This window comes from Flavobacterium sp. N502536, assembly GCF_025947345.1.
Classification (GTDB): Bacteria; Bacteroidota; Bacteroidia; order Flavobacteriales; family Flavobacteriaceae; genus Flavobacterium.
Genome location: NZ_CP110011.1, coordinates 1,121,895 through 1,145,299, shown reverse-complemented (window position 1 = coordinate 1,145,299; position 23,405 = coordinate 1,121,895). Strand labels below are relative to the sequence as shown.

Annotated in this window: 15 protein-coding genes; 7 read left to right on the top strand and 8 right to left on the bottom strand. The window is 35.2% G+C overall.

The window, feature by feature from the left end; all coding sequences use genetic code 11:
• Positions 1–45: 45 nt before the first annotated feature.
• Positions 46–2,013 carry a T9SS type B sorting domain-containing protein gene (locus OLM61_RS05160; RefSeq protein ID WP_264525372.1) on the top strand — a complete coding sequence of 656 codons (1,968 nt, stop codon included), beginning with the start codon at positions 46–48 and terminating at the stop codon, positions 2,011–2,013.
• A 196-nt stretch (positions 2,014–2,209) separates the two neighbouring features.
• Here the strand turns inward: OLM61_RS05160 and OLM61_RS05155 are convergent, their stop codons facing one another.
• The 6 genes from OLM61_RS05155 to OLM61_RS05130 all read right to left on the bottom strand — a co-directional run bounded on the left by OLM61_RS05155 (position 2,210) and on the right by OLM61_RS05130 (position 8,005).
• Complete coding sequence (locus tag OLM61_RS05155; RefSeq protein ID WP_264525371.1) at positions 2,210–2,869, bottom strand: vancomycin high temperature exclusion protein; 660 nt, start codon at positions 2,867–2,869, stop codon at positions 2,210–2,212.
• 15 nt (positions 2,870–2,884) lie between these two features.
• Positions 2,885–3,046 (bottom strand): hypothetical protein, encoded by a 162-nt coding sequence (locus tag OLM61_RS05150; RefSeq protein ID WP_264525370.1) that lies wholly within the window; start codon positions 3,044–3,046, stop codon positions 2,885–2,887.
• 263 nt (positions 3,047–3,309) lie between these two features.
• Entirely contained in the window at positions 3,310–5,337 is a 2,028-nt protein-coding gene (locus OLM61_RS05145) for a M3 family metallopeptidase (protein WP_264525369.1), read from the bottom strand.
• Positions 5,338–5,494: 157 nt separating this feature from the next.
• Positions 5,495–5,977 (bottom strand): 5-(carboxyamino)imidazole ribonucleotide mutase, encoded by a 483-nt coding sequence (purE, locus tag OLM61_RS05140; RefSeq protein ID WP_173967210.1) that lies wholly within the window; start codon positions 5,975–5,977, stop codon positions 5,495–5,497.
• 53 nt (positions 5,978–6,030) lie between these two features.
• The gene (locus OLM61_RS05135; RefSeq protein ID WP_264525368.1) at positions 6,031–7,179 is read right to left on the bottom strand and encodes a 5-(carboxyamino)imidazole ribonucleotide synthase; all 1,149 of its coding nucleotides are present in this window, start codon (positions 7,177–7,179) and stop codon (positions 6,031–6,033) included.
• 271 nt (positions 7,180–7,450) lie between these two features.
• Entirely contained in the window at positions 7,451–8,005 is a 555-nt protein-coding gene (locus OLM61_RS05130) for a hypothetical protein (protein WP_264525367.1), read from the bottom strand.
• 214 nt (positions 8,006–8,219) lie between these two features.
• Between OLM61_RS05130 and OLM61_RS05125 the strand changes: the two genes are divergently transcribed.
• The 5 genes from OLM61_RS05125 to OLM61_RS05105 all read left to right on the top strand — a co-directional run bounded on the left by OLM61_RS05125 (position 8,220) and on the right by OLM61_RS05105 (position 14,347).
• Positions 8,220–8,750: a phosphoribosyltransferase gene (locus OLM61_RS05125; protein ID WP_264525366.1), complete on the top strand. Its 531-nt coding sequence runs from the start codon at positions 8,220–8,222 to the stop codon at positions 8,748–8,750.
• A 75-nt stretch (positions 8,751–8,825) separates the two neighbouring features.
• Complete coding sequence (locus OLM61_RS05120; protein ID WP_264525365.1) at positions 8,826–9,398, top strand: adenylate kinase; 573 nt, start codon at positions 8,826–8,828, stop codon at positions 9,396–9,398.
• A gap of 210 nt (positions 9,399–9,608) precedes the next feature.
• Complete coding sequence (locus OLM61_RS05115; protein ID WP_264525364.1) at positions 9,609–10,883, top strand: hemolysin family protein; 1,275 nt, start codon at positions 9,609–9,611, stop codon at positions 10,881–10,883.
• 143 nt (positions 10,884–11,026) lie between these two features.
• Positions 11,027–12,028 carry a GTPase ObgE gene (gene obgE / locus OLM61_RS05110; protein ID WP_264525363.1) on the top strand — a complete coding sequence of 334 codons (1,002 nt, stop codon included), beginning with the start codon at positions 11,027–11,029 and terminating at the stop codon, positions 12,026–12,028.
• Positions 12,029–12,202: 174 nt separating this feature from the next.
• Complete coding sequence (locus tag OLM61_RS05105) at positions 12,203–14,347, top strand: S46 family peptidase (RefSeq protein ID WP_264525362.1); 2,145 nt, start codon at positions 12,203–12,205, stop codon at positions 14,345–14,347.
• A gap of 178 nt (positions 14,348–14,525) precedes the next feature.
• Here OLM61_RS05105 and OLM61_RS05100 read toward each other — a convergent pair whose 3' ends face one another.
• Positions 14,526–21,047, bottom strand: coding sequence for an MG2 domain-containing protein (locus OLM61_RS05100; protein ID WP_264525361.1), 6,522 nt, complete (start codon positions 21,045–21,047; stop codon positions 14,526–14,528).
• 212 nt (positions 21,048–21,259) lie between these two features.
• Between OLM61_RS05100 and OLM61_RS05095 the strand changes: the two genes are divergently transcribed.
• The gene (locus OLM61_RS05095; protein WP_264525360.1) at positions 21,260–22,615 is read left to right on the top strand and encodes a UDP-N-acetylmuramate--L-alanine ligase; all 1,356 of its coding nucleotides are present in this window, start codon (positions 21,260–21,262) and stop codon (positions 22,613–22,615) included.
• A gap of 74 nt (positions 22,616–22,689) precedes the next feature.
• Here the strand turns inward: OLM61_RS05095 and OLM61_RS05090 are convergent, their stop codons facing one another.
• Positions 22,690–23,319, bottom strand: coding sequence for a DUF1287 domain-containing protein (locus OLM61_RS05090; RefSeq protein WP_264525359.1), 630 nt, complete (start codon positions 23,317–23,319; stop codon positions 22,690–22,692).
• Between the last annotated feature and the right edge of the window lie 86 nt (positions 23,320–23,405).

The following is a 23,405-nucleotide window of genomic DNA, read 5'->3' as shown; positions in this document are numbered from 1 at the left end:
ACTAAAATTTCGACAGCAGGATGTGCTTCGACACTTGACGATACAATGGTTATTGATAAAGGAACTCCAACGTCAGCCAGTGCTAAACTAATTAAGTATGGGGGAGTTTCTTGCTCAGGCTTAGGTTCAGGGATACAAGTAAACGTGACAAGTACGAAATCAGGACCATTTATAATAGAATATGAAATGAACGGAATAGCTCAGTCTCCTGTAACCATAAGCAGTACAGGTTTACATACTTTTGTAACAGCTCCGGCAAAAGAAGGAACGTATCGATTAACAAAAATTTCAGTCGGAGCTTGTAATTTTTCGCTTGACGAAACTTTGGTTATTTACGGAGGAGTGCCTCCTAAAGCCAGTGCGAGACTCATCAAATATGGAGAGAATTCCTGTTTGGGAGAAAATCCGGGAGTACAGGTAGAAATTACAAGTCCGGATCCGGGGCCTTTTAAAATTGAGTACGAAATTAATGGAGTGCTTCAATCTCCTGTAACCATAAATAATGCAGGTTTATATACTTTAATAGCGGCACCATCTGTGGCTGGAAGCTATAGAATTGTAAAAATTTCAACCGGAGGATGTGATTTTTCATTAGATCATACGCTCGTGATTACCGATGATGAACCCTTTACCGCAAGTGCTAAATTAGCCCAATATGGCGATAACCTTTGTTCGGGTACAGCTTCAGGCGTACAAGTTCAAATTACGAGTTCAAATTCAGGACCATTTACCATAGCGTATGAGTTAGATGGAATCGCTCAATCTCCTGTAACGGTCAATAATGCAGGTTTGCATACTTTAATAGTTGCTCCGGCTAAGACAGGAACTTATCGATTGACTAAAATTACGGTTGGAGCTTGTGATTTTTCACTTGATGACACTTTAGTTATTAAGGAGGGAGTGCCTCCTAAAGCCAGTGCCAGATTAATCAAATATGGAGGAAATTCCTGTTTGGGAGAAAACTCAGGGGCGCAGATAGAAATTACAAGTTCAGTTCCAGGACCATTTACAATCGAGTATGAGTTCAATGGAATTGTTCAATCTCCTGTAACGATCAATAACGCAGGTTTACATACTCTAATAGCGGCTCCGGCTAAGGCAGGAACCTATCGAATTATAAAGATGTCAACCGGGGGATGCAATTTTTCATTAGATGATACTCTTGTGATTAATAAGGAAGAACCATTTACCGCAACTTCTAAATTATTTAAATATGGACAGAATTTTTGTTTAGGAGAGAATTCAGGGGTACAGGTAGAAATTACAAGTATCGATCCGGGTCCATTTACAATAGATTATACGTTAAATGGAATAGCGCAATCTCCGGTAACGATCAATGGCTCTGGTTTGCATACATTAGTAGAGACTCCGGCTAAAACCGGAACGTATCGATTGACGAAAATTTCAACGCGAAGTTGTAATCTTTTAATGGATGATTTTCTTGTTATCGATGAGAACACCGTTTCTGATGAGGTTACAATCGAAGGGAATTTAAGGATTTGCAAAGGAGAGAGTGCTAATTTAACGGTAAATATTCGTTCAAATCAGGAAATTGTCTCTTATCAATGGAAGGTCAATGGCAATGATATTTTTGGAGCCGATACGAATACCTATGTAGCCACTCAGGAAGGAAATTACACGGTTAGTGTTAGTACCAGTAAAGAATGTCATTTACTTTCGGCTGTAGCAAAAGTGATTTTTTTAAGCAATGAAGATTGTGAGTTAGAAAAACCGGGATTGGATTATCCTAAGTTTTTTACACCTAATGGCGATGGCTATAATGATACCTGGCATGTTATAAATTTGGAGAATGTCAATTATGTAGAGATTGATATTTTTGATCGATATGGGAAGTTTATCACCCATTTGACAGAAAACAGTCCGGGATGGGATGGTACTTATAAAAACAATCCTGTCTTGGCTTCAGATTACTGGTTTGTTTTAACTTATGAAGAAATGAATAATCCGGGGATTAAAAAACAAATTAGAAGTCATTTCTCTTTAAAAAGATAAGCTGTAGTTTTTATACCGATTCAGGATTTAGCCACCTAAAAAGAAAAAGTGTTTTTACTAGTTATGAATCAAAAGCAATTATGAGCTTAAATAAAAAAAGGTGGTCCGTTTGATCTGAAAATGAGGGCCACCTTATGGTGAAAATGTAGGATCGATTTAACAATAAGTAGTAACTTAAAAGAAAGTGTTAGTACTCTTATCTTTTGTCGTCTTTAGAATAATTAGAAACTCCGTTTATGTCAATTGGATTTCCTAAAAAGCGAGGCTCCCGATTTCTTAAAACATCAAAAAAAGCTTTGAAAATAGAGCCGTATTCTCTAAAAGTAACGTATTTATAACCCAGATACTCTCCTTCGTTAGCAGAAAAACCAACTGATTGTACACCAAGTTTCTGACCAATATAAACAGCCCGGTTCAAATGGTATTCCTGCGAAACCAGAGTGGCACTTTTTACATTGAAAATAGATTTCGCCCGAAACATAGTCGAGTACGTATCAAACCCTGCATAATCAACGTAGATTTTGGTAGTGTCAACACCGTGTTGGTAACAGTAATTTTTCATCACCGTTAGTTCATCGTGTTCGTCACGGCCATTATCACCCGAAAGCAGAATCTTGTCTATTTTGTGTGTTTGGTACAATAAAATTCCGGCATCCAGTCGGTCTTTTAAATATTTGCTGGGCTGATCGCCGTTGATTCCGGCCCCAAAAATAATTCCTACCTGATTTTTTGGAAGATTGTTTGCAGTAGGATAAATCAAATCGCTGGTCGATGATTTTACATATAGATTTACAGAAACGATTATTACAAACCCAAGGATAGCAAGGTAAAGTAGGTTTTTGAGATTTTTTTTCAATTTGAATTTCCAGTATTAGTCTTTAATATCAACGGCATTTATCGTCTGAATTTTTCCATCCGCATAAACAACAATTTTTCCATTGATTTTCTTTTTGTTTTCTATCATTCTTTTGGAAGAAACTTTAAGACCCTCAATAATTTTATTTTGTAGCTCTTTGATCTTATCTTTAGTCATGTTGTAAATTATTTATTTTATCAAATAAATTTTCACCAATAATTATAGCTTTTTCATTCATTTCCTTTTCTAAAGCGAGTACAGATGATTTGTTAAAATTGTCAAACAACATCACGTTATTACATGCATTTAGATTACGATTAAAAGAAGTGTGAAGATAAATAAATTTATCTTTAGTATTTGTATTCGAATGAAATCAAAAAAACCGAAGTATTTCTACCTCGGTTTTAAATATATCTAATAAGCTAAGAAGTCTAAAAATCTTAAACCAATCCTGCTCTTTTCAATAAAGCTTCCGGTTTTGGTTCCTGACCTCTAAAACGTTTGTACAAAGTCATAGGGTGTTCTGTCCCTCCTTTTGAGAGTACATTGTCTTTGAATTTTGTAGCAACTTCATGATTGAAGATGCCGCTTTCCTGAAAGTATTCAAAAGCATCAGCATCCAGAACTTCTGCCCATTTGTAGCTGTAATAGCCTGAAGAATACCCACCTTGAAAAATATGCGAAAAAGCAGTACTCATTGCATTTTCTTTTACATCAGGATACAATTGTGTATTGGCAAATTGTTCCGTTTCGAAAGCTTTTAAATCGGTAATGTCTGTTGGGTCTTGTCCGTGCCATGCCATATCCAGTAATCCAAAACTTAGCTGGCGCAAAGTCGCGAGACCTTCCTGAAAACTGGCACTTTCTTTAATCTTCTGAACATATTCAATCGGGATAATTTCCCCTGTTTCATAATGATTCGCAAACAAAGCCAAAGCTTCCGGTTCGTAACACCAGTTTTCCATAATCTGACTTGGTAATTCAACAAAATCCCAAAACACCGAAGTACCGGATAAACTTGGATAAGTAGTGTTGGCTAACATTCCGTGTAAACCATGACCAAATTCGTGGAATAAAGTAGTTACTTCATTAAAAGTCAATAACGAAGGTTTGGTTTCTGTAGGTTTTGTAAAGTTGCAAACATTCGAAATATGAGGTCTTTCGTTTACACCCTCTTTTATTGATTGTGATTTGAAAGAGGTCATCCAGGCTCCGTTACGTTTTCCTTTTCTTGGGAAGAAATCGGCGTAGAAAATGGATACTAAATTATTTTCCGCATCGGTTACCTCGTAAGTGGTTACCTCTTCATGATATTTGTCGATATCAAAAACTTCGGTAAACGTTAGTCCGTATAATTTTTTAGCAACGATAAAAGCTCCGTTTAACACTTTTTCTAATTGAAAATAGGGCTTCAGTTTTTCATCGTCTAAGTTAAAAAGCTGTTGTTTTAATTTTTCTGAATAATAAGCACCATCCCATTTTTCTAACTGTTCGATTCCGTCCAGTTGTTTGGCGAAAGCCGTTAATTCAGCAAATTCTTTTTGAGCTGCCGGTTTTGCTTTTGCCAGTAAATCGTTAAGGAAAGAGAAAACTTTTTCAGGGCTCTCGGCCATTCTTTCTTCTAAAACAAAATGGGCATGGGTTTTATACCCTAACAAATTGGCTCTTTCAAAACGAAGTTTGGCAATTTTCAGGACATTTTCCTGATTGTCAAATTCGTTATTTTGGAAAGCTTTTGCTCCAAAGGCAATTGCCATTTTTTTACGCAATTCACGATTGTCGGCATACGTCAAAAACGGAATATAACTAGGATGATCTAAGGTGAAAATCCAGCCTTCTTTCTCCTGACTTTTGGCTAACAATCTTGCTGCTTCGATAGTTCCTTCCGGTAAACCTGCCAAATCTTTTTCAGCGGTTAAATGCAATTCGAAAGCATTGGTTTCGGCCAGAACATTTTCGCCAAACTGCAAACTTAGTCTTGACAATTCTTTGTCGATTTCACGTAAACTTTCTTTTTTGTCCTCTGGCAAATTGGCTCCGTTTCTTGAAAAGCTTTTGTACTTTTTATCCAAAAGCGTAGTTTGCTCCGGATTTAAATTCAGTTTTTCTTTTTGGTCGTAAACGGTTTTAATTTTAGCAAATAATGCCGCATTTAAGGTAATGTCATTTCCAAATTCTGAAAGTAAAGGAGAAACTTCCTGTGCAATTTTTTGCATCTCATCATTTGTTTCTGCCGAATTCAGATTGAAGAAAATACTGGAAAGACGATCCAGAACATCACCCGTAAAGTCCATCGCTACCACCGTGTTTTCAAAAGTTGGTGCTTCCGGATTGTTTACGATTGCATCAATTTCGGCTTTAGCCAAAGCAATTCCTTCGTTGAAAGCAGGAACGTAATCTTCGATTTTAATTTGCGAAAAAGGGGCTGTATTGTGTCTGGTATTGAAATGTTGTGTTAAGACGCTCATTTTTTTAGTTTTCAGTCTCCGTCTCAGTTTTCAATGCAAACTAAGACTAAAGAGTTTATTTATTTGAGTATTCAGTTGCAGCTCAGTTTTCAGTCGCAGTTCTCAGTTTTCAGTGCTTACTGTGACTGAGACTGAAAACTGAGACTGAGACTGCGAACTATTTAAGACTTTCAGCCGCTTTATTAACCGCAGCTTTTAATTCTTCTTTGTAGGAAATAATAGTGTCAAGTACTTTTTTATCGTGGCTTCCAATGATTTGTGCCGCTAAAATTCCGGCATTTTTGGCTCCGTTTAAAGCTACTGTCGCAACAGGAACTCCGCCAGGCATTTGAAGAATCGATAAAACCGAATCCCAACCGTCAATAGAATTACTGGACTTCACCGGAACTCCAATTACAGGAAGTGGCGACATGGAAGCAACCATTCCCGGTAAATGTGCAGCTCCTCCGGCTCCGGCTATAATTACCGAAATACCACGAGTGTGTGCATTTTTACTGAAATCGAATAATTTTTCAGGCGTTCTGTGTGCCGAAACGATATCTACTTCAACTTCAATATTAAATTGTTTTAAGATGTCGATCGCATCCTGCATGACTGGCATGTCGGAGATACTTCCCATTATGATGGCTACTTTGCTCATTTTATTTTTGTTTCAGGTTTTTTTTGTTTCAGGTTTCAGACTGTTGACTGCGACTAAACACTAATCACTCTAATCGTATTCTTAACCTCTTCAGCTATTCTTCTGGCTTCAGACATGTCTTCATTGACAATGGTTACATGACCCATTTTTCGGAAAGGGCGTGTTTGTTTTTTACCGTAAATATGCGGGGTAACACCATTCCAACCCAGTATAGTTTCAATGTTTTCGTAAACAACATCTCCTGAAAATCCTTCTGCGCCCACTAAATTAACCATAATTCCGGCAACTTTGCTATCGGTATTTCCTAACGGAAGATCCAGAATCGCACGCAGGTGATTTTCAAATTGTGAGGTGTAGCTGGCTTCAATAGAGTAATGTCCTGAATTGTGTGGACGCGGGGCAACTTCATTTACTAAAATTTCATCGTCGTTCGTTTGGAACATTTCGACCGCCAAAAGACCCACATGATTGAATTTTTCCGAAACATTTAAAGCAATAGCTCTTGCTTTTTCGGCTACTTTCTCGTCAATTCTGGCAGGACAGATGACATATTCTACCTGATTGGCTTCCGGATGAAACTCCATTTCAACAACCGGATATGTTTTTATTTCTCCTGATGGATTTTGACATACAATAACTGCCAGTTCGTTTTTGAACGGAATCATTGTTTCGGCAATACATTCTACATTTGGAAGTTGGTCTAAGTCAGCAGCGTGACGGATTACTTTTACACCATTTCCGTCGTAACCAAACTCCGTACATTTCCATACAAATGGTAATTTCAACTCCTGGATTTTAGCTTTTAGACTTTCTAAATTCTCAAATCGCTCAAATGGTGCTGTCGGGATATTGTGATCTGCGTAGAATTGTTTCTGAATTCCTTTGTTTTGAATTCCTTTTAAGGTTTTTGGAGAAGGATAGATTTTTAAACCTTCATTCTCTAATTGTGTCAGTGCTTCAAGATTGACTAATTCGATTTCAAAAGTCAGAACATCAACTTGTTTCCCAAAATTATAAACCGTTTCATAATCCATTAAATCACCCTGAAAGAATTTATTGCAGGCAATTTTACTTGGAGCTTCATCGCTTGGATCGAGAACATAAGTCTGGATGTCAAATTTTCTGGTGTCGAACAAAAGCATTTTACCTAATTGTCCGCCGCCTAATATTCCTAATTTAAAATCAGAAGAAAAATAATTCATTGTAGTTGTGTTTTTGCAAAGATACTTTTTAATCTTTTTTTTGCCACGAATTTTATGAATTTCATGAGATAGGGAATGGGAATATTTTTTTTGCCACGAATTCCCCGAATTTTCCCGAATTAAAAGTTTTCAAAAGCAGTGCTTAAGAATTTGTGGAAATTCGTGGCATGTGAAAAAAAATCTTTTTTAATCTGTGGCTAAAAAAAATAAACGCAAAGCATACAATTCCAATAACTATCAGGATTCTTAAAGTTGCAACTGAAATTCAAAGTTATTTCTCTATTTTCTTCAAAACTTCTTTGGCTACGGCTTTGTAAGCTGCGGAATGGTCGCCATAATCTTTATTCAGAATAATTTGCAGTTCAGGGTGTATCCAGTCGTAATGATTGCCCAAAACATACAAAGTCCGGATCGAATACGCTTTTGTCGCCACTTTTACATCGTTGATAAGCCAGTCAAATGACGCTTCTATGCAATCCTGGAGATTTTCTTCAGAAAGCGAAATGCCGTTTTTGGCTTTTTTATAATGGTCCTTTACGAGCAACTGAATCACTTTTGCAACGGGACGTATAGCACTTTCGTCTTTTAAAATCTTAAGATTGGAACAGAAAAAATCAAGATGAGGCTGCAGCCAGATCAATTCTTCGTAAGAAACAAATTCCAGAATCCAACATGCTTTATGATTGTTTTTGTCTGATGGCGAAAAACAAATCGTGATAAGTTCTTTAAATAAAGAGTGGTTTTCTAAAACCTCATTTGCAACCTTAAGACGGTTTTCTCTATAAGCTTTTACGTAATCTAGTTTTGTTTGTAATTCAGAAGACATTTAGTTGGGTTTAATACAGGGTCTAAAATAAGTAATTTAAGGTTATGGTTCTAAAATCTGCTGATTTAATGAAATCAGGCTTGTTTTTAAGAAAAGAATTCTAAATAGTGAGGGATATTTAACATTCTTAAAAAAATATGTGCGCAGTATATTTTGATACTTACATTTTGGTTGTAATTCTGTATCTTTGCCCATTATTTTAAATGTAAAAATAATGATACAACTTCACGATAAACAATTTGTTCCGTTTATTTCGGCAAAAGAAATTGATTTTGCTTTAACAAAAATAGTGGCGCAGGTAGAAGATGATTTTGGAGACGATACCCCAATTTTTATTGGTGTTTTAAATGGGGCCTTTATGGTGGTTGCCGATTTTCTGAAAAAATATAAAAGCCTTTGCGAGGTTTCATTTATTAAAATGGCATCTTATGAAGGAATTGAAAGTACCAATAAAGTAAAAGAATTAATTGGAATCAATCAGGATTTGTCGGGTAGAACCGTTATTCTTATTGAAGACATTATTGATACAGGAAATACTGTCGAAGAATTAAAACACTTGTTCAAGCAGCAAAATGTAAAGCATTTTAAAATTGCGACTTTGTTTTTTAAACCGGAGGCTTATAAAAAAGACATCAAAATAGATTATATCGGAATCAGAATTCCAAATAAATTCATTGTAGGTTACGGATTGGACTACGATGGTTTAGGAAGAAATTTGCCCGAAGTTTATAAATTGGCAGAATAAATTTAAACACACACACAACTATATATTCATTTAAAACTTCTTATAAAAATAGAAGTCACAACACTCACTCATATTATGATTAACATTGTTTTATTTGGAAAGCCAGGAGCAGGAAAAGGAACTCAGGCAGAATTTTTAAAAGAAAAATACAAATTAACGCACCTTTCAACAGGAGATATTTTTCGTTTTAATTTAAAAAATGACACAGATTTAGGTAAAAAAGCGAGGGTTTTTATGGATAATGGAGAACTAGTTCCTTGCGAAGTTACCACTGCAATGTTAATTGATGAAGTAAAAAAACATCCTGATACAGCTGGATTTTTGTTTGATGGTTATCCTCGAACTTTAGATCAGGCAGAAGCGTTGGATAAATTTTTACCAACGATTGGATCAAGTGTTACAGCGACTATTGCATTGGAAGCTGATGATGAAATTTTGGTTGCTCGTTTATTAGAAAGAGGAAAAACAAGCGGAAGAGCTGATGATCAGGACGAAGAAAAAATTCGTGTAAGATACCAGGAGTACAATGAAAAAACAGCTCCACTAATTGGATATTATAAAGAACAAAATAAGTTTCACGCCGTAAACGGTATCGGAACTATCGAAGAAATTACAGAGCGATTAACGTCAGTTATAGATAATTTGTAGAAGCTTTTTCCAGCTGTCGTTTCATCCCGATTGCTATCGGGACTCCAAAAGAACTATTTTTCTTATCATAAAATATGCTTCCCCTGGTTGCTGTTTTCTGGCAAGAAAAATTAGTTTTTTTAAAGACATGGCTCTTTTGAGTGGTCTGGAGTACGAAATATTTAAGATTACAGATTGATAAGGACGATTATATAACGAATAAACCAAAAATTGGAAATACTAATAATATTTTTTCTAATACTATTGAATGGAGTTTTTTCCATGTCAGAAATTGCATTGATTTCGGCTCGGAAAAACAGACTTGAAACTGCCGCAAAAAAAGGAAATAACAGTGCTAAAATCGCGCTTGATCTGGCCAATTCTCCAAATAAATTTTTGTCAACCGTGCAAATCGGGATCACTTTAATCGGTATTTTGACCGGTATTTATAGTGGTGATAAAATAACAATGGATGTGGAGGTTTTTGTTAGCGGATTTGAATTTTTAAAGCCTTATGCTCATTCAGTTGCAGTGGGAATTGTTGTCGTGGTCCTGACATTTTTCTCTTTGGTTTTAGGAGAATTATTACCAAAACGAATTGGTTTAAATTATCCGGAGTCGATTGCAAAAATGGTAGCCCTTCCGATGAAGACCATCTCGATAATCACGGCACCATTTATTTGGCTGCTTACTTCTTCGACGGATTTTTTATTGAATGTTTTTCAAATTAAGCCAACCGCTGACGGTAAGGTAACTGAAGAAGAGATTAAAGCGATTATCAAAGAAGGAACAGAGGGTGGAGAAGTGCAGGAAATTGAGCAGGACATTGTAGAACGTGTTTTTCATATTGGCGATCGAAAAGTAAACTCACTGATGACACACCGAAAGTCAGTTGATATGCTGCCTTTCAATGCTGATAAAGCGAAGATTAAGGAATTGGTTTTGCAGGATTTGCACACCGTTTATCCGGTCTACAGAGACAATTATGATGATATTGTGGGGGTTGTAACCCTAAAAAATATATTTGCCAACATTGAAAGCGAACATTTTGATTTGGCTGGAATCATGATCGATGCGCCTTATTTAATGGAGCAGACAACGGCATACAAAGCGTTGGAGAACTTCAAAAAAACAGGGATTCATTATGCTTTAGTTTCGGATGAATATGGTGTTTTTCAGGGAATTATTACCCTAAATGACATTCTGGAAGCTTTAGTAGGAGATGCATCTGATTTTTATAAAGATGAATTCCAGTTAATTGAAAGAGAAGACGGTTCCTGGCTGGTTGACGGGCATTATTCGTTACACGATTTCTTAACTTATTTTGAGTTAGACGAATTGACAAACGATTACGAAGTAAACACGGTAAGCGGAATGATTATGACCGAGCTTTCACATATTCCAAAAGAAGGCGAAAAATTAATTTGGCAAAAATTTGTGCTGGAAGTAATCGATATGGATGGCGTAAAGATTGATAAAGTGTTGGTAAAAGCGCTTAAAGAATAAATAAAATAGTTTTCAGTCACAGTTTTCAGTCACATTTTAGTACTGAAAAATGCGATTGCAACTGAAAGATAAATAAAATAGAATTTAGAAATAGAAGCTAGAGAAATCTAAAATCTAAAATCTAAAATCTGAAATTCAGAAAAATGACAGAAGGAAATTTTGTAGATTATGTTAAGATTTATGTTTCTTCCGGTAAGGGAGGAAAAGGATCTACGCATTTACATAGAGAGAAATTTATTGAAAAAGGAGGCCCTGACGGAGGAGATGGTGGTCGTGGAGGACATGTGTATTTGGTAGGAAATAAAGGACTTTGGACGTTGTTTCATCTAAAGTTTGCACGACATATTAAAGCAGGACACGGTGGAGACGGTGGAGGAGACCGTAGTACAGGTGCTGACGGAGATGATAAATTTATCGAAGTGCCTTTAGGAACTGTTGTAAAAGACAAAGAAACCGGAGAAACTTTATTCGAAATCACCGAAGACGGTGAAAAAAGAATCCTTTCAAAAGGAGGTAAAGGTGGTTTAGGAAACTGGCACTTTAGAAGTTCTACCAATCAGACACCACGTTATGCTCAGCCAGGTTTACCGGGTGTAGAGATGGATGTGATTTTGGAGCTTAAAGTATTGGCTGATGTTGGTTTAGTAGGTTTTCCAAATGCCGGAAAATCAACTTTGCTGTCTGTTTTGACTTCAGCGAAACCAAAAATCGCCGATTATCCTTTTACAACCTTAAAGCCAAACTTAGGAATTGTAGCTTACAGAGATTATCAATCGTTTGTAATTGCTGACATTCCGGGAATTATCGAAGGTGCCGCTGAAGGAAAAGGATTAGGCCATTACTTCTTGCGTCATATCGAGCGTAACTCAACTTTGTTGTTTTTAGTTCCGGTAGATACACCGGATATTAAAGCAGAGTACGATATTTTGGTGAACGAATTGACCAAGTACAATCCTGAAATGTTAGACAAAGAACGTCTTTTAGTAATCTCGAAATGTGATATGCTGGACGACGAGCTGAAAGCCGAATTGAAAACCGAATTAGATGTCGCTTTCAAAGATGTTCCTTACATGTTTATCTCATCTGTGGCCCAACAAGGTCTGACCGATTTAAAGGATAAGCTTTGGAAGATGCTTAACGACTAAAAAAAATACAATTTGTACAAAAGGTGTTCTGGAAACAGAGCGCCTTTTTTGTTTTATATAATGTTAAATTCGTAATGAAATGCTAAAAATATACTGAGATATTTAATTTCAGGATGGATTGCAATAATATAAATGCGAAAATGAGTTATATTCGCATCACTTAAACAAAATAACATGAAAAAAATAGTTTTATTCTTGACCATGTGTCTGATGGCTTTTCCTGTAAGGGCTGACGAAGGAATGTGGTTTTTGATGTTTATCGAAAGATTGAACCATAGAGATATGGAAAAAATGGGCTTGCAATTGACAGCCGAAGAAATTTACAGTATCAACAATCATAGTTTAAAAGATGCTATTGTACAATTTAACGGAGGTTGTACTGCAGAAATCGTTTCTAAAGAGGGATTGGTTTTAACCAATCACCACTGTGGTTACAATGCAATTGCAGAACTTTCTTCAGCAGAACAAAATTATTTGAAAGACGGTTTTTGGGCAAAACAAAGAAGTGCCGAAATGAAACCGAAATCATTATACGTGCGTTTCTTTGTACGTATGGACGATGTTTCTAAAAGAATTTTATCAAAAGTAAATGATAAAATGACCGAGACTGAAAGAAACAAAGCGATTCAGCAAGAAATTGCTTTGATCGAAAAGGAAAACAACGAAGGTGGAAAATATACCGTTTCAGTTCGTCCTTTCTTTCAGGGAAATGAATATTACTATTTCGTTTACCAGGATTATACAGACGTTCGTTTAGTAGGAACACCACCTGAAAGTGTTGGTAAATTTGGTGGAGATACGGACAACTGGGAATGGCCTCGTCAAACAGGAGATTTCTCTATGTTCAGAGTTTACGCAGATAAAGACGGAAATCCGGCAGCTTACTCTAAAGACAATGTGCCTTTGAAACCGAAACATTACTTACCGGTAAGTATCAAAGGGGTTAAAGAGAATGATTTTGCAATGATTTTAGGATATCCTGGAAGAACAAACCGTTGGATGCCGGCTGGAGGAATTGAGCAAAATGTTAAGTTTGCTTATCCTGCATGGGTTGAAGGTGCTAAAACCGGAATGGATCAAATGAAAAAGTATATGGACAAAGATGCAACAGTTCGTTTGCAATACGCGTCTAAATATGCTTCTACAGCAAATTACTGGAAAAACCGTCAGGGTATGATCGATGCTTTAACAAAAGCGGGTACAGCAGAGATTAAAGCGGCACAAGAAGATAAATTCTATGAGTGGGCTACTAAGCCGGCTAACAAAGAAAAGTATGAGAATGTAATTCCAACGATTAATGATTATTACAGAGCTACAAATCTAAAAGCAATCCACGATAATTACTTAACACAGCTTTTGCGTACCTCAAATTATGCTGGCGGGCCTGCTAATTTAGGAAATGCACTAATCGCTTATTACAACGAAAACGATGCTAAAAAAGCAGAAATGTTGCCAAAGATCAACGCATTGATCGAAAACATTTATGGTGAATTTTATGCACCTCTTGAAAAAGATGTCTTAACGGCACAGTTGAATTTATATGCTTCTAAAGCTGCTGAATATGGTTTAGCAACACAAATTGCTAAAATGAAATCAGAGAACAATGGTGATTTTACTGCTGATGTAGCAAAAGCAACTGAAATCAGTTATTTTACTTCTAAAGAAACGGTATTGGCATTTATGGCTAATCCTAAACCACTAGCGATTGTACACGATCCTTTGTATATTATCTCTAACGACTTAATGACAAAATTCCGTTCTAAAACTGATGATCAGGTGAAAGCCGATGATGGTTTTGCAAGTGCTTACCGCAAATTGGTAGAAGGTTTAAGAGAATCTAAATTGAATGCAATTCAATATCCGGATGCTAACTCTACCTTGAGATTAACTTACGGAAAAGTAAGAGCTTTGCCTGCTGATCCACGTAACGATGCTAAAATAAACAATTATACTACCATGGAAAGTATGGTGAAAAAGTATAAAGCAGGAGATCAGGAATTTGATTTGCCAAAACGTTTATTAGAACTAAACAAAGCAAAAGACTTTGGACAGTATGCAGATAAAGCAGGTTATATGCCGGTAAACTTCTTAACAGATAACGATATTACAGGTGGAAATTCAGGTTCTCCGGTATTAAATGGAAAAGGAGAATTGATTGGAGTTGCTTTTGACGGAAACATCGAGGCTATGGCCGGAGACGTTATTTTTGATTCTAAATTACAAAGAACCATTAACGTTGACATTCGTTATGTACTTTGGATTATTGACAAATACGCCGGAGCTAAAAACATTATCGACGAAATGACGATTATTAAATAATTCTGGTTTCTTAATAAATAGTAAACCCGACAGGTTTTTAAAACTTGTCGGGTTTGTTGTTTTTTTTCGCCACTAATTCACGAATTTTTATTTAATTAATTCGTGAATTAGTGGCGGAAATTCTTTGCAGTATTCTTTTAGAATTTGGAATTTTATTTTTTGCAATTTATACAAGTTGTTAATTCACTTTTACTCTAATTCCGTCGGTATGACTTGTAAATTCTGGTGCATACATACTTTCAATTGTTGTAATTCCGTTAGAGAATTCTCCACTGTTGTTTACGCGAATATCGTATTCTATTACATAAGTTCCTTTATTGATTGCATCAAAGAAGAAATGAGTTGCTGCATCTTTCGTACTCATATAGTACCCCAAATAATCTTTATATTGATACTGAGAAAGCACATTTACAGGTTCAAAACAAGAAGCCCTCATGTCTTTTAAATGAATATATTCTGTGTCTTCTTTTGCAGTAATGATCAATCGTACTGTAACTAAATCTCCGGTTTTTAAAGAGTTTTTAGAACTGATCTTTTCTAATTGTTCTCCTTTTAATGTGCTTTTCTTTAGATATAATTCTTTAGAGACTGACAGGACTGATCCTGAATTGGTTTGAATTTTATCCAAATCTTCAAAATACTGCCAATAAACACCTCCAAAACCAGGAACTTTAGATTTGTTTTGAATACTGATCGAAGCCATTTCTTTTTTAATTTCATCGGCCTTCCAGCTTAGTTTAATATAGCCGGTTTCAGCTTCTTTTTCATTTTCAGTCAGTTTTTTAGTTAGAATTTTTTCATCTCCAATTTTAATAACGGTATTGTCTTTCACACTTAACCAGTCATTTCCTTGCATCAATAAAGCATAAATAGCTTCGGTAGTAGATTTAGTCGTTGGCCAATTTTTGGTTTGTTTGTTTTTTAATAACCATACTTTCATTGCATCAACAGATTTGGTATCGTTATTCACTTCGTCGAAAGCCTCAATTAATAAAGCCTGAGTTTCTATTGGTGCCTGATACCAATACCAACCCGATTTATTGGCGATCCAGTACATTCCTAAATCTTCGTTGTTTGATGACGTTTCTTTTAAGCTTTCTATGATTTTTTTAGCGGTTTCTTTTTCGCCAAAACGATTCAAAGTTAAGGCAGCTAATCCTTTTTCGTAGAGAGAATAGTTTAACCAATCCTTTTTAGCCGTTTCTAAATAAAGTTTGGTGGCTTTTTTTAAAGTATCTGAAAGCGGATATTTCTCTAAATAAAAACTTCTGGTGTATAGATAATGTAGATCAGAATACGGATTGATCCAAATTAGTTTCTCTGCAGCTTTTAAACCTTTGGTTTTGTTTTTATAGTATTCTAAAAATTTAGTGTCTAAAAACGGAATACCGGTTTTTGCAATTTGGTCTATTTTATTGTTATCACTGCTTTTAGTTAATTTTGATAAATGACCCAACCCAGCCAGAATATGTCGGGTAATGTATTCATTTTCGTTCCCTCCTTCAAACCATGAAAATCCTCCTGATGATTTTTGCTTTTGTTTTAATTTTTCGAAAGTAGTTTCCTGTGAAGTTTTCATTTTCTCCAGATCAAACAAAAGTGCCAGATTCTTTTTCTTTTCGTCTTCGCTTTGCGCATCATTCAGCCACGGAGTTTCCGCAAGAATAATCGATTTTAACTCTTCATTTTCTTCTAGTTTAGACGTTAGTTTTCCATTTTTTCTCCAATTTTCAAAAACAGTTGCAATCTTCGGATTATTTGAAATAATCTCCGAAGCTAAAGCATTGGCATAAAAACGGGCAAAAGTTTGTTCCGCACATTCATGCTCGTACTCCATTAAATAAGGCAAAGACTGAATGGCTATCCAGGATGGATTCGAAGTATATTCGAATGTAAATTGGTGATTCTTTAAAGTTGTTGAATTGTTGCTTTTTAGATTATTAAAGGTGTACTCTTTGGTTGAGTTTTCACGAACCCAGATAGGAATACTTTCTGTAACAAGCATATTGTTTGTCAAAACCGGAAGTATGTTTTCCTCTCCATCGGAAAAATTGCCTGATTTAGCCAGAATCTTATATTGTAAACCCTGCAAACCTTCCGGTATTGAAACGGTCCAGGTTACGGTTGTGTTTCCGAAAGCACCAACAGTAAAGTTTCTGATGTTTTTTGCATTGAGCATTTTAGCGTCGATGGGCTGCAGGGTTGCAGCATCAAAGAACTGTAAAACGGCAATTCCGGTTTTAGCTTCGTTGGTAATATTCGAGATCTTGGCATGGATTACAACCGTGTCTTTTTCTCTAAAGAAACGTGGGAAATTTGGTAAAAGCATTAATTCTTTTTGAGTCACAACACTTTTCTCCAGATAACCAGAAACAGCATCTTTGTTATGTGCCAATAAACGAAGTTTCCAAGTCGTTAAAGCTTCGGGAGAGCTAAAGTTAAAACTCACTTTTCCGTTAGCATCTGTTCTTAAATTAGGTAGGAAAAAAGCAGTTTCAGATAAATTTTTTCTGGCTTTTACTTGTGTTAAGGCTTCTAAGGCTTTTTTGGTTGTAATGATTATGGCTCCGTTTGCACCTTTACTTCCGTAAAGTGCTGAGGCTTTGTCGGCTTTTAATGTGTCAATTGAAATTATTTCCGATGGGCTCAGATTTTTTAAAGCTTCTTCATTAGAAATTTCTCCATCCACTATAATTATTGGTTGTGTTGCGGTATTAGAAGCTGTACCACGAATCACTATTGTATCTGAATCGGTTTTGGTAATCTCCAGGCCGCTTACTATTCCTGAAAGCATTGTAGCCGGTGCGCCATTTACAGCAGCGCCTTCTGATATAGACTCAGCGCTTACTTTTCTAACGGCGTAAGAAAGTGATTTTTGTTTTTTTTGTATTCCATAAGCAGTTACAACAACTTCGCTTAAGGCACTTGAATCCTCAATTAAAATAATATCTATATTCTTTTTATTTTCAACAAATACAGTTTTGTTTTGGAAACCAAGATAGCTGAATACAATTTCTTCATTTTCGGCGGCTTCAATTTCATAATATCCATCAAAATCACTCTGTGCTATTCTTTTTGTTCCATTAATCATAATAGATACTCCGGGCAAAGGAAGTCCTGAAATCTCGGTAATCACGCCTGAAATCATTTTTGCATTCAGAGGCTTTTTTGTCTTTTTAGAAAGTTGTCTCTGATACTCTCTTTGCAGCTGCAAATTGTTGTTTTGGTTCGCAAAATCAAATCCAAACCATATTAGTTTGGTGGTTTCATTATAGAGTTCTACACGATTTAGAGGTGGATTAAGATTAATAATCGATGTTGAAGTCTTTTCAAAACCTAGAGCTGTTTTGGTATTGTTTTGATTATAGTTGTAATCATAAATACCCAGATTAGACCAATCTTTTTGGGTAAACTGATCCAGGGAACTGTCATACATCGAAGCTAAAATTTCAGCTTCTTTTTTTGCGTTAATGGATTTTAGCTTAAAAGACCAATTTTCACTGTTTCCAGGCTGTATTTTATTTCTAAAGGTTTCAACATTAAATTCCAATTTTGAGATCGGTTCTTTTAATGTTACATCTATCTGGTTGCTAAAAGTTTCATTTTCAAAAACACTTTGAAATCCAATCTTTATAGTTTTTTCAAATTCATTTTTTAAAGGAATTTTAATTATAGTCTCGTTGTTTTGAAGATGATAGGTTTCTTCAAAAAAGATTTTACTGTTATAACTCCCGGTTGCAATGATGTAAAGTTCCGGTATAACAGAAGTTAACTTGATTAATGCAAAACCGTCTTTTTTAGCGTCGCGATTGACCTGTTCGAAAGTAAATAGTTTACTTGGATTGAACCTGTCTTTGCTTTGCTTAATGTCAAAAGGGGCGATGCTTTCAATAGTATTGTTATAACGGTCTTTGGCAGAGAATACAATTTTGTATTTTCCGGATTTGTAATTTGTAATAAAATCCAGAACTATTTTTTTGTCCTTTTCAGTATCAACTTTTTTTGAATAAACCAGAACTTCAGTTTTTTCATTTGTTATGTCACTTTTGTTTTGTTCGTATGGAAATAACTTTTCAAATTCTTCATTACTGATGGTTTCAATTTCAGGCTTACTCCATACACTTTGTTTGAATTTGCTTGAAAACGGACTAATAAAGTAGATTTTAACTTCACCTTTAGCAGCTAAGAATTCTCCATTTAAATTAGTACTTTCCAGTTTAACTTCATTTTTGTCTTTGGTTCTAATTTCAGGGGCAATAAAGGTCTGTAGAACCAAATCGTGATAGCCAACTTTTACGGTAGTTTCAACTTCATGTGTCTCTCCATTTATATCAGTAACAGAAGCTTTAATGCGATAATTAAAAACAGGCAATTGCTCTTTGTTGCTGTTTTTAGAAGGAATTGCGACAAAATCAATAATAAATTTACCCGAGGCATCGGTTTTTGTCTCCCCAGTTGAAATAGTTTCAGTTAGTTCGTTACTGTAATGATTTCTGTAATAATCGACATAACGAGTTACCGAATACGTAACTTTCGCGTCAGAAATCATACTCCCGGCAAATGCTTTTGCACTACCTTTTACTTGAATAGACTGATTGATTTGAAAGGTCTCTTTTTTGGGTTCAAAAGTGACTTCAAATTTTGGACGTTTGTATTCTTCTACTCTAAAATCAGTTTGAGAATTTTCAAAGTTAACATGATCCCAGAAAGGATGGTCCCCATTTTCTTTGTCATAGATAATGTCTTTTTCATAATCATTTACGTCATCAGCTTTCATCGTAAAATTGCCTGTTAATCCGGTTTTAGGCAAGACAAATTCGCCCGAAAAAGAGCCAAACTCATTTGTTACTACTTCAAACTCTTTGATCTCATTATAATCAGGATCTTCAATACTGATGCTAAAAGAGGTGTGAGGCACAATACTAGTAATGTTTTGTTTTTTCTGGATTGCAATTCCTTTGTAATAAACAGTTTGCCCAGGGCGATAAATTGCGCGGTCTAAATAAAATTCGACTTTCCCTTTAAAGTCATTGTTGTCAGTAGTGTCAGTAGGATCATATTCACTGCTATAAAAAATGTAGTTTTTATAAACGGAGACAGTATCGTTTGCGGTGGAAATTTGAATTGCTTCATTGTTATAAGTATATTTTTTTTCCTTATAAACTGCAATTCCCTTTTTATTTGTTACAAGGTTAAGGTAAGTCGACTTAAGAATTGCGTTGGGTATCGGTTTTCCCGTTTTTCGATCCAGAACCTGATAAGTTTCTTTAGCATCACCCTGAGAAGCTAAAGCCATTATATTTGTGGTAGTGATGGTTTCATATGCAAAGGCTTTCTTATTCTTTTCATCTGAATCACTTTCAAAGTAAACTAAATAAGATCCCGTTTTTAAATTTGGTAGTAGAACCTCGGTCGTATACTCGAAAAAGTCTTTTTTATTTGTGAGCGGATAGTTTTTTCTTAGAATAGGCTGTGCTTTTTTAATTATAGCCTTGGTTAAACTATCTTTTTTAGAATACAGGGTTCTAAATTCAGTAAGTTGTTTTTGATTGATTTTAAAGAAGGAAATTGTTAAATGATCTACATTTTTGTATCGAATAAAAGCTCTGGTATTTTCGTCAGTATAGGTGTATTTTTGAAGTTGTACATTTAATGATTTGGAAATAATGTTTTCTTTCTTCTGGTGGGCTAATTTATATGCATTAGATCTATTGCTGATCTTTAGGATACTATCTAGAGTCATAATGGCTTTTATATTGTAATCAGGATGAATGTCTTTTGATGCCTGACTACTTAAAATGAAAGCTTTTTCTAATTGAATTTTCTGGATTAGAAGCTCGTCTTTGATGTCTTTTTGAAATTGAACTAAATAGTTAAAATAGCTATCGTTTGGTAATGATAATTTTGTTTTGCAAAATTGTATGCGATCCCATTCATTTTCTTTTGTTGGATTTGTACTTTCTCGTCTTTGATACAGCGATAATGATTGCCGTAGATTTTCATTGGTGATAAAATCCAGATTCAGTTTTATGAAGTCTACGGAATTTCCGAAAAGAACTTTTTCATAAGATTCAAAATCACTTTTTTGAATTTCCCAGTTGTTGATTTTGGAATTGTATATTATGATATTTTCATTAATTATATAATCGTACAAGCTTTGATTTTTAAAATTTCCCAAAGTAGGGTAATCAAAAATAAGGTCATATTTTGCCAATAAAGTATTCTTTAAAACAGTTTCGTTCTCGAGAGATTGTTTTAAAGAAAGGTTTATCTGATCAGTAAAATGGAGTGTAGTCCAGGTTAAGAAATTAGTATCCGGTACTGTGGTATTAGTTCTTCTTTGGATAGAATATTTATTTTGATTGTAATAATCATTTAAACACTTCGCATAAATCAAATTCAAAATTGCTTTTGAAGGAATCGAAACGCGATCGATATCTGTTTTAAGATTGTTTAGTATTTTAGTTTGTGCATTTTCATCAATAATCTGTAAGTATTTTGACTGATAGAAGAAGCATTTTAGCATTTGAACTTCATCTTTTCTTGCGAGTGCTTTTTTGTAAATTTTGCTTACAATTTCATTAGCTGATTTAACTTTTCCATCATTTTCGTATGCAACAACTTCATCCCATTTTTTATCTGTTCTTTGCGCAAATAGTGCTGTGGATAACAGTAAGAAAACAAATAGTATATTTTTCATAAGTTAGTTTTAATATAGAGAGTGTTATTTTTCACTAAAGGTTGGGAGAGTACTCAAATAAATTTTGTACAAATTACTAATTTATCCCTAAAAGCAAATGAGACATTTTATAATTCCTTATTTTTGAAAAATAATTAACCGATTTAAGCGTTGAATTCTATTTTCGTTTTATCGAATAAACGGTTCAACAAACAAACGATTTAACGTATTCAATGAAAACACATTTCATCGCCATAGGCGGAAGCGCCATGCACAATTTAGCACTTGCATTGCACAATAAAGGATATCAGGTTACAGGAAGTGATGATGCTATTTTTGAACCTTCAAAATCAAGATTGGAAAAAAAGGGAATCTTACCGGCTGAACTGGGTTGGTTTCCTGAAAAAATCACTGCCGATATTGATGCCATAATCCTCGGAATGCATGCAAAAGCAGATAATCCGGAGTTGCTAAAAGCGCAGGAATTAGGTTTGAAAATTTATTCTTATCCGGAATTTTTGTACGAGCAGTCTAAGAATAAAACCCGTGTGGTAATAGGAGGTTCTCATGGAAAAACTACAATAACTTCGATGATTTTGCACGTAATGCATTATCATAATATCGAAGTAGATTATATGGTTGGAGCGCAGTTAGAAGGTTTTGATACGATGGTGCATCTTACCGAAGAGAATGATTTTATGGTTTTGGAAGGGGATGAGTATCTGTCTTCTCCAATAGACAGACGTCCTAAATTTCATTTGTACCAACCCAATATTGCTTTGATTTCCGGAATTGCCTGGGATCATATCAATGTGTTTCCAACATATGAGAACTATGTTGAGCAATTCGAAATTTTTATCGGGAAAATTACTAATGGAGGTATTTTGGTGTACAACGAAAATGATCCGGAAGTAAAACGTGTTGCAGAAGCCGCTACAAACCCAATTCGAAAATTAGCCTATTCCACTCCCAAGTATACCGTAAGTGATGGAGTAACTTTATTAGAAACTCCTGAAGGCGATATGCCAATTGAAGTTTTTGGGGCGCATAATCTAAACAATCTGGCCGGAGCCAAATGGATTTGCCAGAATATGGGCGTTGATGAAGCAGACTTCTATGAAGCAATTGCCAGTTTTAAAGGAGCTTCAAAACGATTGGAAAAAATTGCGGAAGGAAAAGGGAAAGTAGCGTATAAAGATTTTGCACACTCTCCAAGTAAAGTAGCTGCAACGACAAAAGCCGTAAAAGAGCAATATCCGAACAGAACTTTAATAGCTTGTCTGGAATTGCATACCTATAGCAGTTTAAATGCAGCCTTTCTAAAAGAATACGAAGGAGCCCTTGAGTATGCAGATGTCGCAGTGGTATTCTATTCGCCGGATGCCGTAAAAATTAAACAATTGGAAGAAGTAACTTATGAGCAAATTGCAAGTTCTTTTAATCGCGAAGATTTAATTATTTACACAAATCCTGCTGAGTTCAAAGAATACCTGTTCAATTTGAATCTTGAAAATTCGGCATTATTACTGATGAGTTCCGGAAACTACGGAGGGTTGAATTTTGATGATGTAAAAGAGTTGATTAATTAGTCAATTTGAAAATTAGATAATGTGCCAATTGCAGTTTTGCAGTTGGCATTTTTTTTTAGAACTTTTACGTATGTTTATTTCCAATAGGTATAATGTCCGGTAATTTTATACTGAAACAGACAGTCCTCAAGAACTTGTCCGCTGCCAATGTTATGTACAATTAAGTTTCGTTTGCCGTCTGCTGATTTTTTGGATGTGACAATTCCAATATGGTCCAGTTTGTTATTAATTAGCCAGGTAACAATTTCGCCTGTTTTATAATCATTTGCATTTTGAGTTACAGGAAGTTTTTTTCCTTTTCTTTCAAAGAAGACGGACAAATTAGGAACTCTGCGATGGTCTATATTAGTGTCGGTAGAAGTCAGTCCCCATTTTTGTAAAGACGGATAAACAGAGAAATTGGCAGCCATATCTTCATGCACTTCTTTCTGTAAGTCAATATTTAATTTTCGATAAGATCGAATTACAACATCAGTGCAGACTCCTTTGTTTGAAGGGATATCCCCATTAGGATAAGTTATTGAAAAGTAAGCAGGGTCGTAATCTATGGAGGGATCAATAATTAGTAATGCCGCATTAGATAATTTTTCGGGGAAAGTTTTTGCAGTACCTAATGGTAAGCTTTCTGCAACAGCAGTTTTACCCTCTTTTTGATTACAGGAGAGTAGAAGAAAGAAGAGGGGAAAAGCACTTATTATTTTCATGTAGTTAAGGTAAGACATTTTGATGGGCTATTATATAGTTGAAATAATTAATTTGAGATTAATATTGTTTTTATTGAAAGATTTTT